The 14393-nt window shown below is 66.7% G+C and carries 11 protein-coding genes, 1 rRNA gene and 1 pseudogene; 3 read left to right on the top strand and 10 right to left on the bottom strand.

What is annotated here, in order from left to right; genetic code table 11:
- Positions 1-95: 95 nt before the first annotated feature.
- Positions 96-1614: ribosomal RNA gene (locus tag V9G19_RS18365) — 16S ribosomal RNA — on the bottom strand.
- 565 nt (positions 1615-2179) lie between these two features.
- Positions 2180-3488: pseudogene (tyrS, locus tag V9G19_RS18360) on the bottom strand (tyrosine--tRNA ligase).
- A gap of 170 nt (positions 3489-3658) precedes the next feature.
- Between tyrS and add the strand changes: the two are divergent.
- Positions 3659-4726, top strand: coding sequence for an adenosine deaminase (gene add, locus V9G19_RS18355; RefSeq protein ID WP_462286854.1), 1068 nt, complete (start codon positions 3659-3661; stop codon positions 4724-4726).
- Positions 4723-5757, top strand: a complete 1035-nt coding sequence (locus tag V9G19_RS18350; RefSeq protein ID WP_462286853.1) for a Gfo/Idh/MocA family protein — start codon at positions 4723-4725, stop codon at positions 5755-5757. Before add ends, V9G19_RS18350 begins: the two co-directional genes overlap by 4 nt.
- On the opposite strand, the gene V9G19_RS18345 is transcribed toward V9G19_RS18350, so the two are convergent.
- A complete protein-coding gene (locus V9G19_RS18345) occupies positions 5729-6382 on the bottom strand; it encodes a DNA-3-methyladenine glycosylase (RefSeq protein WP_462286852.1) in 654 nt (217 codons plus the stop codon). The genes V9G19_RS18350 and V9G19_RS18345 overlap by 29 nt on opposite strands.
- Before the next feature lie 167 nt (positions 6383-6549).
- Here V9G19_RS18345 and V9G19_RS18340 point away from each other — a divergent pair, with 167 nt between their 5' ends.
- A complete protein-coding gene (locus V9G19_RS18340) occupies positions 6550-6885 on the top strand; it encodes a GNAT family N-acetyltransferase (RefSeq protein WP_462286851.1) in 336 nt (111 codons plus the stop codon).
- A gap of 206 nt (positions 6886-7091) precedes the next feature.
- On the opposite strand, the gene argH is transcribed toward V9G19_RS18340, so the two are convergent.
- The 7 genes from argH to argC are packed head-to-tail and all read right to left on the bottom strand — an operon-like array spanning position 7092 to position 14361.
- Entirely contained in the window at positions 7092-8543 is a 1452-nt protein-coding gene (argH, locus tag V9G19_RS18335) for an argininosuccinate lyase (protein ID WP_462286850.1), read from the bottom strand.
- Positions 8540-9043, bottom strand: a complete 504-nt coding sequence (locus tag V9G19_RS18330) for an arginine repressor (protein ID WP_462286849.1) — start codon at positions 9041-9043, stop codon at positions 8540-8542. Before V9G19_RS18330 ends, argH begins: the two co-directional genes overlap by 4 nt.
- Positions 9040-9999 (bottom strand): ornithine carbamoyltransferase, encoded by a 960-nt coding sequence (gene argF / locus V9G19_RS18325; protein ID WP_462286918.1) that lies wholly within the window; start codon positions 9997-9999, stop codon positions 9040-9042. Before argF ends, V9G19_RS18330 begins: the two co-directional genes overlap by 4 nt.
- A 2-nt stretch (positions 10000-10001) precedes the next feature.
- Positions 10002-11195: an acetylornithine transaminase gene (locus V9G19_RS18320; protein WP_462286848.1), complete on the bottom strand. Its 1194-nt coding sequence runs from the start codon at positions 11193-11195 to the stop codon at positions 10002-10004.
- Positions 11182-12132 (bottom strand): acetylglutamate kinase, encoded by a 951-nt coding sequence (gene argB / locus V9G19_RS18315; RefSeq protein ID WP_462286847.1) that lies wholly within the window; start codon positions 12130-12132, stop codon positions 11182-11184. The genes V9G19_RS18320 and argB overlap by 14 nt, the downstream gene beginning before the upstream one ends.
- A complete protein-coding gene (gene argJ, locus V9G19_RS18310; RefSeq protein WP_462286846.1) occupies positions 12129-13280 on the bottom strand; it encodes a bifunctional glutamate N-acetyltransferase/amino-acid acetyltransferase ArgJ in 1152 nt (383 codons plus the stop codon). The genes argB and argJ overlap by 4 nt, the downstream gene beginning before the upstream one ends.
- A gap of 37 nt (positions 13281-13317) precedes the next feature.
- Positions 13318-14361 carry an N-acetyl-gamma-glutamyl-phosphate reductase gene (gene argC / locus V9G19_RS18305; protein ID WP_462286845.1) on the bottom strand — a complete coding sequence of 348 codons (1044 nt, stop codon included), beginning with the start codon at positions 14359-14361 and terminating at the stop codon, positions 13318-13320.
- Positions 14362-14393 lie beyond the last annotated feature (32 nt).

The raw sequence follows: 14393 nt of genomic DNA, 5'->3' as shown, positions 1-14393 counted from the left end.
ATGCCAACTAATCGATGTTTCACCCATGAGCTCCTCCCGGCGAACGGTCGCCGCCGGCGAGGCTCTGGATCGCTTGCGCGACCAGTGCTCCTTAGAAAGGAGGTGATCCAGCCGCACCTTCCGGTACGGCTACCTTGTTACGACTTAGTCCCAATCGCCAGTCCCACCTTCGACGGCTCCCTCCAAAAGGTTGGGCCACCGGCTTCGGGTGTTACCGACTTTCGTGACTTGACGGGCGGTGTGTACAAGGCCCGGGAACGTATTCACCGCAGCGTTGCTGATCTGCGATTACTAGCGACTCCGACTTCATGGGGTCGAGTTGCAGACCCCAATCCGAACTGAGACCGGTTTTATGGGATTCGCTCCACCTCGCGGTTTCGCAGCCCTTTGTACCGGCCATTGTAGCATGTGTGAAGCCCAAGACATAAGGGGCATGATGATTTGACGTCATCCCCACCTTCCTCCGAGTTGACCCCGGCAGTCTTCTATGAGTCCCCGCCATAACGCGCTGGCAACATAGAACGAGGGTTGCGCTCGTTGCGGGACTTAACCCAACATCTCACGACACGAGCTGACGACAACCATGCACCACCTGTATACCGACCTTGCGGGGCACCTATCTCTAGATGTTTCCGGTATATGTCAAGCCTTGGTAAGGTTCTTCGCGTTGCATCGAATTAATCCACATGCTCCGCCGCTTGTGCGGGCCCCCGTCAATTCCTTTGAGTTTTAGCCTTGCGGCCGTACTCCCCAGGCGGGGCGCTTAATGCGTTAGCTGCGGCACAGAACTCGTGAAAAGAGTCCCACACCTAGCGCCCAACGTTTACGGCGTGGACTACCAGGGTATCTAATCCTGTTCGCTCCCCACGCTTTCGCTTCTCAGCGTCAGTAATGGCCCAGAGACCTGCCTTCGCCATTGGTGTTCCTCCTGATATCTGCGCATTTCACCGCTACACCAGGAATTCCAGTCTCCCCTACCACACTCTAGTTTGCCCGTACCCACTGCAAGTCCGGGGTTGAGCCCCGGGTTTTCACAGCAGACGCGACAAACCGCCTACAAGCTCTTTACGCCCAATAATTCCGGACAACGCTCGCACCCTACGTATTACCGCGGCTGCTGGCACGTAGTTAGCCGGTGCTTCTTCTGCAGGTACCGTCACTTTCGCTTCTTCCCTGCTGAAAGCGGTTTACAACCCGAAGGCCGTCATCCCGCACGCGGCGTCGCTGCATCAGGCTTTCGCCCATTGTGCAATATTCCCCACTGCTGCCTCCCGTAGGAGTCTGGGCCGTGTCTCAGTCCCAGTGTGGCCGGTCGCCCTCTCAGGCCGGCTACCCGTCGTCGCCTTGGTGAGCCGTTACCTCACCAACTAGCTGATAGGCCGCGAGTCCATCCCAGACCGAAAGACTTTCCAGACGGTAGAGATGCCTCTCCGTCTCGTATCTGGTATTAGCTCCGGTTTCCCGGGGTTATTCCAGAGTCTGGGGCAGGTTACTCACGTGTTACTCACCCGTTCGCCACTGATCAGGAGAGCAAGCTCTCCGTCACCGTTCGACTTGCATGTGTTAAGCACGCCGCCAGCGTTCGTCCTGAGCCAGGATCAAACTCTCCGTTGATGTTTTGGCCTCGGACCGCTGGGGCCCGAGAAATCAAACACCCCGAAGGGCAAAATCACTGGCTGAGCAAGAACAACTAGCTATTGCTAGATGATCGTTGTCAACCAAAAAGGATTCGTGTGACCACGGCAGGCGCCGAGGATCACGACGAGGTTATTGGCATCGATTTTTGACACGCTGTTGAGTTCTCAAGGTTCGGGCGCGCACCTCACCCACGGTGACTTCTCATCGCGGATTTTGGGGCAACCGTTCTAGCTTACCCGCTGACGACATCGGCGTCAACTTGGGCCCCGCTCCCAGATGGGAGCTGACCGGGGCCGTTGACGGTTGTTGCCTGCAGCGGGTTAACCAGGTTAGCAGCCGTGACCGGCTGCTCGCTAGTCGTGCAGCGGGTGCTGCTCGCCTGCTTGGCCCAGCGCGAGGTCTGCTCGTGCTGGGAGGTGGTGTCAACCTGGGACCGGCCGGCTTCGTCGGGAGTATCACTCCCGCGGTGGCGTCCGTTCCTCCCGTGCGGGCTGACGAGGGAAAACCCTAGATGAGCGGCTCGGGGGATGCAAATCGGCCCTCAGGAGGCGGGTGAGCGCTCCGGCGGACTGGCCGTCCGGCGGCGCAGCGCGGCGAGATTGCGGCGTCCCCGCCGCAAGATGGCCACGCGGCCGTGGAGGAAGTCCGCCGTTGCGATGACGGCTTCCGGGTCGGCGAGCTTCTCCCCGTTGAGCGACGCCCCGCCTTCACTGATCGTGCGACGAGCCGCTTTGCGCGAGTCGACCAAACCAGTGCGGACAAGTGCGTCCACAACTCCCAGCCCAACGTCCCCGTCACCGCCGGGCAGTTCGGCGGTCGCGTCGCTGCAGGGTGTCCGCGTCGAGGGCGTGCAGGTCACCCTTGCCGAATAGTGCCTCCGACGCCGCCTGGACTGCGGCGGTCGCGGCCGCGCCGTGGGCGAGGGTGGTGAAGTCGGCGGCAAGCGCCTTCTGCGCCGCCCGGCGGAATGGCTCATCGGCGACTGCGCGCTCCAGGTCGGCGATCTCCTCCTGCCCCCGGTCGCTGAAGATCTTCAGCAGCGTGATCACCGAGGCGTCCTCGACGTTGAGGAAGTACTGGTAAAAGGCGTACGGACTGGTCATATCCGCCGACAACCAGATCGCGTTGCCCTCCGACTTGCCGTACTTCACCCCCGAGGAGTCGGTGAGCAGCGGCGAGGTCATCACATGGACCGTCGCCCCCTCGACCTTGTGGATCAGGTCGACCCCGGCGGTCAGATTGCCCCACTGGTCGGACCCGCCGATCTGCATCGTGCACCCGTGGACCCGGTAGAGCTCGAGGAAATCGAGCGCCTGGAGCAGCTGGTAGCTGAACTCGGTGTACGAGATCCCCTCCTGGCTCTCCAACCGCGCGGCAACCGCCTCCTTGCGGATCATCTGGTTGACCCGGAAGTGCTTGCCGACGTCACGCAGGAAGTCGAGGGCCGACATCGGCGCGGTCCAGTCGAGGTTGTCGACGAGGATCGCCGGGTGGGCGCAGGCGGGGTCGGTCCCCTCAAAATCGAGGAACGGACGCACCAGCGCCTTGATCCGCGCGACATTCGCCGCCGTCGCCTCCTTGGTCTTCAGCACCCGTTCGCTGGTCGGCTTCGGGTCGCCGATCAGTCCGGTCGAGCCCCCGACGAGGCAGATGACCTTGTGCCCCGCCCGCTGCATCCGCCGCAGCGACATCAATTGGACGAAATTGCCGAAATGCAGCGAGGGCGCGCTCGGGTCGAACCCGCAATACACCGTGATCGGTCCGTCCGCGAGGGCCTGGCGCAGCGCGGCCTCGTCGGTGGACTGCGCCACCGCTCCGCGCCACTGCAGCTCGTCGAGGATGTTGGTCACGATCGTCTCGCTCCTTGCTTCGTATGCCGTGCGGCTCGTATGCCGGGCGGCGCACCGTGCGCCGGTTGCCGGCCGGGCGCCCAGCCTGCCATGCCCGCGCCGGGCGCCGCACCGGCGTTTCACCGGACCGGCTGGCGAGCCGCCAACTCCGCTGAGGCACACTGCCGCCCATGACGACGACGCGCGGCGGGTCTGGAGGCGACCTCACGGCATACATCGCGGGGTTGCCGAAGGCGGAGTTGCACGTGCACCACGTCGGCTCGGCCCGGCCGGAGACGGTGCTCGCGCTCGCCGAGCGCCATCCCGACACCGCTGTGCCGAAGGACCTCGACGCCCTGCGCCGCTTCTACACGTTCACCGATTTCGCCCACTTCATCGACGTCTACCTCGGGGTCGTCGACCTGTTGCGGACCCCGGAGGACATCCGCCTCCTCACCTACGAGGTCATCGAGGGCCTGGCGGCGCAGAACGTCCGCTACGCCGAGCTGACGATGACGCCGTACACATCGGTCGTCCGGGGAATCCCGATCGAGGCCTACACCGAGGCGATCGAGGACGCGCGGGTCGCGGCCGAACGTGATCACGGGGTCGTCGTGCGGTGGATCTACGACATCCCCGGCGAGGTCGGGGTCGAGCGGGCCGAGGCCACGGTGACCTATGCGGTCGAGCACGGCCCGGCCGCGCTGATCGGCTTCGGCCTGGGCGGGCCGGAGGTGCCGCGCCGCCCGTTCGCCGGCTACTTCGCGCGCGCTCGCGCGGCGGGATTGCACTCGGTGCCCCACGCCGGCGAATCGACCGACGCCCAGTCCGTGTGGGACGCCCTCGACCACCTCGGCGCGGAGCGGATCGGCCACGGCATCCGGGCGATCGACGACCCTGCTCTCGTCGAACGCCTTGTCGCCGAACGGATTCCGCTGGAAGTGTGCCCAACGTCTAATGTCGCAACGCGCTGTGTGGACCGCTTGGCCGACCATCCAATCCGCGCCCTGCGCGACGCCGGCGTCGTCGTGACGGTCAACAGCGACGATCCCCCAATGTTCGGCACGACCTTGAACGGGGAGTACGAGATTGCCGCCGAGCTGCTCCACCTCGACGCCCGCAGCCTGGCGAACCTCGCGACCACCGCGGTGTCGGTCTCGTTCGCACCGCCGGAGGTCAAGGACCGCATCACCGCGGAGATCACCGATCACCTCAACACCGCACACCCGAAACCGAACTGCGAAGGGGACACGCTATGAGACCACTGCGATGGGCGCTGCTGGGAGCCAGCGATATCGCTGCCTCCAGGATGTTGCCGGCCATACGCGGGCTCGGCGGGGAGGCGGCCGCCGTCCTTAGTGGCTCGCCGGACCACGCCCGCGCGTATGCCGCCGCCAACGGAATCGAGCGAGCCACCACCGAGCTTGACACGGCGCTCGACGGCGTGGACGTGGCCTACATCAGCTCGCACAATCCCAAGCACGCGGAGCAGGCCCGGGCCGCACTCTCGGCGGGCGTGCACGTGTTGTGCGAAAAGCCGATCACGCTCGACCTGCGGGAAGCGGTGGGGCTGATCCACCTGTCCCGGCAGCAGGATTTGGTGTTCGCCGTCAACCACCATTTGCCGTGTTCCAGCGTGCTCCGCACGCTCGCCTCGATGGCCCGCGAAGACGCGATTGGTTCGCTCCTGGGGATGCGGATCAACCATGCCTTCCTCTTGCGGGAGCGGCTTCGCGGCTGGCGCCTCGAGGACGTTCCCGGTGGCGGCGTGATCCTTGACATCACCGTGCATGACGCGGCCGTCATCGGGTTGTTGCGAGAGCCTCCACCCGCGACTGCAGCCGCGCAAACGGTCCGTCAGGGCCCTTGGCCCAAGGGCGCCCCCGACGCGGTCATGACCGTGCTGCGTTGGGAGGACGACTTCCTCGCCCAGACGCACGATGCGTACACGGTGCCCTACAACTCGAGTTCGATCGATATCTACGGCACCGAGGGCAGCTTGCACGCCACCGATGCCTTGACTCAGGACCCGATCGGTGACCTCCAGCTACGCACTTCCTCGGGCATGTCGAGCGTCGAGGTCGGCGAGCGGAAGGACCTGTATGCCGTCAGCGTCGGCGCCTTCACCCGGGCGGTCACCGAGGGCGAGGCCCCGGCAGTGAGCGCGATCGCGGGGACGCAAGCGGTCGCGGTCGCACTCGCCGTGGAGGAGGCGGCCCGGTCGGGGCGCACCGTGGACGTTACGGACGTGGCACGCGTGCTCACCCTGGAGGCCCCGAACTCGTCCTGAGCACGCCCGGCCGATAGGGCGAGACGGTCGGCTCGGCGTCGATCCAAAAGCGCCACGGGTATGCGGACCCGTCACCCCCTGGACCACTCACGCCCACCCGGGGGCCCGTGCGGATCAACGCCGGGTCGGCTGAACTGCCGGCGCGAAGGACGAGGTCAATGCTGCGCAGGCCCGGCCTGCGCAAAGGGGGCCGGCAGAAGTCGAGGCCGGTGTGGCTGCCATCGAGTGCAAGGGTCGTCGCCAACCGTGCGGGGCCGCGACACCAATCGCGCTGTGCCACACCAGGCCTGCGGGCGGCGGCGATCTCGTGTCCAGCAATCACTTCGCCCGCTCGGATGAGGACGGCCTGGGCGCCGCCGTCCCTGCCGGTGACCAGGCAGAGCATCCAATGCATGCCATAGGTGAAGTAGACGTAGGTGAGGCCAGCCGGGCCGAACATCGGTGCGGTCCGGGGTGTCCACCCGCGGAAGGCGTGCGAGCCCGGGTCGCCGGCCTCCCCGGCGTAGGCCTCCGTCTCGGTGATGCGCACGGTGACCCCAGCATGAGCCAGGTTGCGCCCCAACAGATCTGGCGCCACCTCGAGCACATGGCGGGCGAAGAACGCCCGCGGCAACCGAGGATCCATCTTCCCATCCTCGCCCATGCAAGACCGCATAACGTGACTGCGCGTCTGGAGATCCGACAAGCCCGTGTGGAGGATGCCGCAACCATCTCTGGGCGCCGCGACGCGATGTTCACCGATATGCGAATCGCCGCTGAGGACGTCACCGCGGCAAGCGCTCCCGCGCTCGCATGGTTGACGGCAGCCCTAAGCTAAGCGATGGCCGCTATGTCGGGCTACTAGTGCACCTCGACGGCCAGGTGGTCGGCGGCGTCGGCATCCTGTGGCAGGACCTGCCACCAAACATGAATACCACAAAGAGTATTCGCGGTTACCTGCTCAATATGTACGTCGATCCGGTGCACCGCTCGCAGGGCATCGCCCGCATCCTGCCGGCAGCCGCGCTCGACGCCTGCCGGACCAAAGGGGTCGACGTTGTCACGTTGCATGCCTCCGATGCTGGCCGGGCGATCTATGCGGCAGCAGGATTCACCTCAACGAGCGAGATGCGGCTCCAACTGGACTGACTCAAGGAGTTCGGTGAGTGGCGTGGTGACTGAGCCGATGTCGAGGGCCAGACGAAGGGCTACTGGTGGGTTGGTGTCGTGACGTTGTCCGGAGCGGCGGATGATCGGTCCGACGGGGTCGAGAGGAGCGTGTCGGAACGTTTGTGGTCAGAACCGTGCCGACCGGTCCTCTCGACCCGCGGGTCTGGGCTGCTGAGCAGATGAGTTCAGCCGGAAGCGAATTCGCGGGCGCGCGCCACGGCCGATCGCGCCGTGAGCAGTTGCTCGCTGACGCGGGCCGGCGCGGTGCCGCCCTTGGCGTCCCGTGAGGCGAGCGAGCCCTGCACCGAGAGGACGTCGCGCACGCCGGGATTCAGGTGGGGTGAGATCGCGGCCAGGTCGGCGTCGCTCAGCTCCCACAACTCGATCCCCCTGCCCTCACACTCGCGCACGCAGGCTCCGGCGACCTCGTGAGCGATCCGGAAGGGCACGCCCCTCCTGACCAGCCACTCGGCGACATCGGTCGCTAGCGAGAACCCCTGGGGCGCAAGGCTTTCCAGGCGAGCAGCGTCGAATGTCATCGTTGCAATCATGCCGGTGAAGGCGGGCAGCAAGACGTCGAGAGTGTCGATCGCGTCGAAGACCGGTTCCTTGTCCTCCTGCAGATCCCGGTTATAGGCGAGCGGGAGCGACTTCAGCGTCGTCAACAGTCCAGTGAGGTCACCCACCAGCCGGCCGGCCTTGCCTCGGGCTAGTTCGGCGATGTCGGGATTCTTCTTCTGCGGCATGATGCTCGACCCGGTCGAATAGGCGTCATCGAGCCGAATGAAGCCGAATTCCTTTGTCGCCCAGAGGACGATCTCCTCGGCGATCCGGGAGATATCGACGGCCGTCAGGGCGCACACGAAGGCGAACTCGGCGGCGAAGTCGCGAGCCGCGGTGCCGTCGATGGAGTTCTCGACCGACCGAGAGAAGCCGAGGTCGGCGGCGACCTTCTCCGGGTCCAGGCCGAGTGAGGACCCGGCAAGGGCGCCCGAGCCGTAGGGCGAAGTGTCGGCCCGCTTGTCCCAGTCGCCGAAGCGCTCGACATCGCGCAACAGGCTCCACACGTGGGCGAGGAGGTGGTGGCTAAGCAGGACCGGCTGGGCGTGCTGGAGGTGAGTGCGCCCGGGCATGGCTACCCCCAAGTGCCGATCGGCCTGTGCCACAAGAGCATCGACGACATCGAGGATGCGGGCGCTGAGGTGGCGGGCCTGCTCGCGCAGGTACATCCGGAAAAGCGTGGCGATCTGGTCGTTGCGGGACCGGCCCGCGCGCAGCCGGCCGCCGACGTCGGCTCCGGCGCGCTCGATGAGACCGCGTTCGAGGGCAGTGTGCACGTCTTCGTCGTCCTCGCCCGGTGTGAAGACGCCCGAGCGCACATCGACCTCGAGCCGGTCGAGCCCGTCGAGCATGGCCCGCTGCGTCGGCTCATCGAGCAGCCCGGCCGCGGCGAGCACCTGGGCGTGGGCGCGGCTGCCCGCAATGTCCTGGGGAGCCAGTCGCCAGTCGAAATGGGTGGACTTGCTCAGCGCGGCCAGGGCATCGGCCGGACCGCCACTGAAGCGACCACCCCAGAGGCTGACCTTGTCGGTGCCTGCACTTTTTCCGGTCTGGTCACCAGCAGGCTGGTCGGTCACGCGGGGTCCTTCCCGGAAAGGCTGAGCAGGGTGGCGGCCACGGTCTCGCTCGCGGTCGGCCCTTCGGTGATGAGCATGATCGTGTCATCCCCGGCGATACTGCCGAGGACACCGTCCACCTGGCCGTGGTCGATGGCCGACGCGAGGAAACTGGCCGCGCCCGGGGGGGTGCGCAGCACAACGAGATTGGCCGACGTGGCCGCCGAGACGAGCAGTTCCTGGCAGCGGGCCGCGAGCCGGCGGCTCACTTCGCGGGCCTCGGGCGCCGGGCGGACGGTGCGATCCCCGCCCTCCCCCGGCACGGCATAGATCAAGCTCTTGCCGACCCGCACCCTCTCGGCGCTGAGTTCGACCAGGTCCCGCGACAGCGTCGCCTGGGTGACCTCAATGCCTTCGGCGGCGAGAAGTTCGAGCAGCTGGATTTGGGAGCGGACCGCGTGCTCGCCGAGGAGGTCAACGATCCGCTGCTGGCGGGCGCCGCGGGATGAGGCGACCGTCATACCGTCCCCGCATGGGACGCCGACGGACCCGACTTCTCGAGCAGGAAGGAGATGATCGCCTTCTGTGCGTGTAGCCGGTTCTCCGCCTCGTCCCAAACCACCGATTGCGGACCGTCGATGACCTCGGCGGCCACTTCAAACCCGCGATAGGCCGGCAGGCAGTGCAGGAAGATCGCCTTGGGATCGGCCAGGTCCATCAGTTCCGGTGTGACGGAATACTTCTCGAAGGGTGAGTGCTCACCCTGTCGCTCGTCCTTCTCCGACTCCATGCCCATCGACACCCACGTGTCGGTGATGACTACGTCGGCGCCCATGACCGCAGCGACGGGGTCGTCGGTGATCAGGACCGAGCCGGCCGTCTGCCGGGCGATGGCCACAGCCCGCTCGGCAATCTCGGCTTTGGGCTGGTGCGCCGTGGGAGTGCCGATGCGGATGTGGATGCCCGCGAGGGCACAGCCGAGCAGGTAGGAGTGCGCCATATTGTTGCCGCCGTCGCCGACGTAGCCAACCGTTAGCCCAGCGAGGGCGCCCTTGTGCTCCTGGATGGTCAACAGGTCCGCGAGGATCTGACAGGGGTGGTAGTCATCGGTGAGGGCGTTGACGACCGGCACCCCGGCATACGCGGCCATCTCCTCGATCCGGTCATGGCCGAAAGTCCGCCAGACAACCGCTGCGGACTGTCGGCCAAGGACGCGGGCAACGTCCGCGATCGACTCCCGCACTCCTACCTTGGCAAGGTTGCCGTCGACCGTCATCGCCTGGCCACCAAGGTGGACGACGGCAGCGACAAAGGAAACCTGCGTGCGCAGCGTCGGCTTGTCGAAGAGGATCGTCACGACCTGAGGTCCCTCGAGTGAGCGGTCACTAAAGGGAGCGGCCTTAAGGACAGCGGCCCGGGCGAGGACCTCGGCCTGCTCGACAGGGGTCAGGTCGTCGTCACGTAGGAAATGCCTGATGGTCACGAGGTCTCCTCGGCCGCGTCGATGAGGGTGGGCAGAGCGTCGACGAACAGGTCCGCCTCTGCCGTCGTGAGGATCAGCGGCGGAGCAAGCCGCAGCGCCGACGGGTGCACCGGGTTGACGATGAAGCCCGCCGCGCGTGCCTGCGCGGCGACGGCGGGAGCGATCTCGGCGGTCAGCTGGATGGCGCGCAGCAGGCCGCGGCCCCGAGTCCCTTGAACACCCGGATGTCCCAGCGCGGCAACGCGATTGGCAATGTGGTTGCCGAGGCGGACAGCATTGCCCAGCAGGTCGTCGCGCTCGATGGTCGCCAACACGGCGAGGCCGGCCGAGGCGGCCAGCGGGTTGCCGCCGAAGGTCGAGCCGTGCATGCCGGCCGTGAGCAGGCCGGAGACGTCCGGCCCAAAGGTCACCAGTGCGCCGATCGGCACCCCACCAGCCAAGCCCTTGGCCAGCGTGATCGCGTCGGGGGTGATCCCGGCCTCTTGGAAGGCGAACCACGATCCGGTGCGCCCGATCCCGGTCTGGATCTCATCAATGATCAGCAAGGCGCCGGCGGAGGTCGTGAGTTCACGGGCTTTGCCCAGGTAGTCCGGACTCGGAACCACGACGCCGGCCTCACCCTGGATCGGTTCCAGGACAACGGCTCCGATGTCCGGCGTCAGAGCAGCCTCCAGGGCCGCCACATCGTCGTAGGGAACCCGGACCACGCCCGGGAGCAACGGGTCGAACGGCTCACGGTAGGCCGGTTTCGCGGTCAACGCCAGGGCGCCGGTCGTGCGCCCGTGGAAGGCCCCCTCGGCGGCGATGATGCCGGGTCGGCCGGTTCGGCGGGCCAGCTTGATCGCCCCCTCGATCGCCTCCGCGCCCGAGTTGGCAAAGAATACCCGCGATCCCGCAGGAGCGCCGGCGAGTTCCAGGAGTCGCTCGGCCAACTCGATTTGAGCGCGGGAAGTGAAGAAGTTGGAGATATGGATGGCGCTGGCCACCTGTTTGGAGACGGCGGCGACCAACTCGGGATGGTTGTGCCCCAGGGCATTCACCGCGATGCCGCCGACGAGGTCGAGATACCGGTTGCCGTCGACGTCCCAGACCCAGCAGCCCTCGCCGCGTTCCAGCACGAGCGACGGAGTGCCGAAGATACCGAGGAGGCTGTCGGCATACCTGGCCTGATAGTCGCTAGTCCCCGTCATCGGTGGTTCCTTCCCAGCCGCTCGGAGTATCCGGCAGGATCATCGTGCCCGTCCCCTCCGACGTGAACACTTCGAGCAAAAGCGAATGCGGGGCCCGACCGTCGATGACATGCGCTTGTGACACGCCTTCCTCGACCGCCTTCACACACGCCTCGAGCTTGGGGATCATTCCGGCGTCGACGCGCGTGAGCAGGTCCTTGGCGCCGGTCAGGTCGATCTCCGAGAGCAGGCTGCCGCGATCCGGCCAGGCGGCATAAATACCCTCGACATCGGTCAGCACGACCAGCTTGCGCGCCCGGAGCGCCACGGCGAGCGCCGCCGCCGCCGTGTCGGCGTTGACGTTGAGCACCTGGCCGTCGATATCGAGATCGGGGGCGATCGTCGAAACGACCGGCACTCTTCCAGCGGCCAGAATGTCCTGCACGGCAGCGGGGTTGACCTCAACCACGTCGCCCACAAGACCGATGTCCTCCTCCACCCCGTCGATGACGACCCCGCGTCGGCGAGCGCCAAACAGGGCAGCGTCCTCGCCCGAAAGGCCGACGGCGATCGGGCCGTGCTGGTTGAGCAGGCCCACGAGTTCGCGACCCACCTGCCCGGTGAGCACCATCCGGACGACGTCCATGACCTCCGGAGTCGTGACCCGAAGTCCGGCCTTGAACTCACTGCTCATGCCGAGACGGGTCAGCATGGCCTTGATCTGCGGGCCGCCACCGTGCACGACCACGACGCGCAGCCCGGCATACCGCATGAAGGCGACGTCCTGGGCGAAGGCCTCCTGGAGCGAGCGGTCGGTCATCGCATTGCCGCCGTATTTGACGACGACGAGGGCATCGCGGAAGCGCTCCAGCCAGGGCAGCGCCTCGACCAGAGTGGCCGCCTTGACGGCGGCATCGGCGATGCCGGTGGTGTCGCGCAGGGTTGGGGTGGGGTTCATGTGCTGTAGGCGGAGTTCTCGTGGACGTATTGATGGGTCAGGTCGTTGGTCCACAGCACGCCGCCCTCCTCACCCGCGCGCAGGTCGATCTGGATCCGGACCTGCCGGTCGGTGAGGTCGACGAGCGAACGGTCGTCGCCGACGTCGCCGGAGCGGCATACGGTCACGTCGTTGATCGTGACATCGATTGCGTTGGGGTCGAAGGCTGCTGACGTGGTCCCGATCGCCGCGAGGATGCGGCCCCAGTTGGGGTCTCCGCCGAAAATCGCGCACTTGAACAGGTTGTTGCGAGCGATCGCTCGGGCGACCTCGACTGCGTCCGATTCCGTTGCGGCGCCGCGGACATCAATGCGGATGTCGTGTGCCGCCCCCTCGGCGTCCTGGATCAGCTTGATTGCCAGTTCGGCGCAGACCTCAATCAGGGCCCGTTCGAAGATCTGATCCGGGACCGGGATCCCCGAGGCACCTGAGGAGAGCAGGACGACGGTGTCGTTGGTCGACATGCAGCCGTCCGAATCGATCCGGTCGAAGGTGAGCGAGACGGCGCGACGCAGTGCGGCGTCGAGTCGATCCGGCTCGATCACGGCGTCCGTCGTCAGGACGACGAGCATCGTCGCCAGGCTCGGTGCCAGCATGCCGGCGCCCTTGGCCATGCCGCCGACACTCCATCCCGTGGCCGCATAGGTGCTCGTCTTGGCGACGGTGTCGGTCGTCCGGATCGCCTCAGCCGCGCTCTCGCCGCCGGTGACGCTCAGGGCCGCCGCTGCCGCGTCAACCCCGGGCAGAAGCTTGTCCATCGGGAGCGGCTCGCCGATCAACCCCGTCGAGCAGACGACGACATCGCCGGGCGAGACACCGAGGACGTCGGCAACCTTTTCCGCGGTCGTATGGGCGTCGTGGAATCCCCGGGCCCCGGTGCAGGCATTGGCGCCGCCGGAATTGAGGACGACGGCGTCCACTCGGTGGTCCGCCAGGACCTGCCGCGACCAGATGACCGGGGCCGCTTGGACTCGATTGGCGGTGAATACGGCCGCGGCGTCGTGCCGGGGGCCGTCGTTGACGACGAGGGCCAGGTCGAGAGCACCGTTGGACTTCAGCCCAGCGGTCACGCCAGCCGCTCGGAAACCCTGTGGGAAGGTCACGCTCATGTCGGTGCCACCCTTCGGTTGGTCGGGTCGATACCTCTCACGGTGCCACACCTACGAGCGATAGTCCTGCCAGCTCCGGGAAACCCAATGCGAGGTTGAGGCATTGCATGGCCGCACCCGCTGTTCCCTTGGTCAGATTGTCGATTGCCGACACACAAATCAATCGCCCCACGCGCTCGTCGACGGCAATCTGGAGGTGAACTACGTTGGAGCCCAGGACATCGCTCGTGCGCGGCCACTGGCCCGTGGGCAGCAGCGTGACACACGGCTCCTCGGCATACGCCTCCTCCCACACGGCGCGCACGGCGCCGGGCTCGACGCCGGGCACGAGCCGCGCGGTGCTCGTCGCCAAGATCCCGCGGGACATCGGAGCGAGGGTCGGCGTGAAGGAGACCGTCGCCGCTGTGCCCGCAGCACGCGTCAGGTTCTGCTCGATTTCCGGCGTATGCCGATGCACTCCCCCGACGCCATAGGGCGACATCGCCCCCATGACCTCGCTCCCGAGCAGATGCGGCTTGAGCGCCTTGCCCGCACCGGAGGTGCCCGACGCCGCGACGATGACGATGTCGCGAGGCTCGATGACCCCGGCGACCAGCCCGGGGGCGAGTGCCAGGCTGATGCCGGTCGGGTAGCAGCCCGGGACGGCAATTCGGGTGGCACCGATCAGCTGTTGGCGTTGCCGGCCATCCGGAAGCGGGAGCTCGGGCAGCCCGTAGGGCCAGCTGCCGGCATACGGGGTGTCGTAGAACGCTGTCCAGTCGTGGTCGCGCTCCAACCGGAAGTCGGCGCCGCAGTCGACAACCACGACGTCCTCGGGCAGCCCCGCCGCGAGCGCGGCACTGTGCCCGTGCGGGAGTGCCAGGAAGACCGCGTCATGGCCGGCGAGCACCTCCGCGGTCGTCGCCTGCATCGGGATGTCGGCGACCGGCCCGAGGTGCGGGTGAACGGCCCCGAGCCGCTGACCGGCGTTGCTGCTCGCCGTCATCGCCCCCAACTCGACCTCGGGGTGGCCGAGGAGGAGACGAATGAGTTCGCCTCCGGCATACCCACTCGCTCCCGCGACCGCGACCCGTAGCTTCACTCGCATGACTATACAGTCCCTGGCAAGAACAT

The sequence above is a fragment of the Nostocoides sp. genome (assembly GCF_037045025.1).
Taxonomy (GTDB): domain Bacteria; phylum Actinomycetota; class Actinomycetes; order Actinomycetales; family Dermatophilaceae; genus Nostocoides_A.
Note: the sequence above shows the minus strand (reverse complement) of the source record. Positions and strands in the feature narration are given on the sequence as shown.

What these genes read in the sequence shown, in the direction of transcription:
- V9G19_RS18340 (WP_462286851.1), top strand. Translation starts at nt 6,550, where the DNA reads ATGGTTGACGGCAGCCCTAAGCTAAGCGATGGCCGCTATGTCGGGCTA.
- V9G19_RS18330 (WP_462286849.1), bottom strand. Translation starts at nt 9,043, where the DNA reads ATGACGGTCGCCTCATCCCGCGGCGCCCGCCAGCAGCGGATCGTTGAC.
- add (WP_462286854.1), top strand. Translation starts at nt 3,659, where the DNA reads ATGACGACGACGCGCGGCGGGTCTGGAGGCGACCTCACGGCATACATC.
- V9G19_RS18350 (WP_462286853.1), top strand. Translation starts at nt 4,723, where the DNA reads ATGAGACCACTGCGATGGGCGCTGCTGGGAGCCAGCGATATCGCTGCC.
- V9G19_RS18345 (WP_462286852.1), bottom strand. Translation starts at nt 6,382, where the DNA reads ATGGATCCTCGGTTGCCGCGGGCGTTCTTCGCCCGCCATGTGCTCGAG.
- V9G19_RS18320 (WP_462286848.1), bottom strand. Translation starts at nt 11,195, where the DNA reads ATGACGGGGACTAGCGACTATCAGGCCAGGTATGCCGACAGCCTCCTC.
- argB (WP_462286847.1), bottom strand. Translation starts at nt 12,132, where the DNA reads ATGAACCCCACCCCAACCCTGCGCGACACCACCGGCATCGCCGATGCC.
- argJ (WP_462286846.1), bottom strand. Translation starts at nt 13,280, where the DNA reads ATGAGCGTGACCTTCCCACAGGGTTTCCGAGCGGCTGGCGTGACCGCT.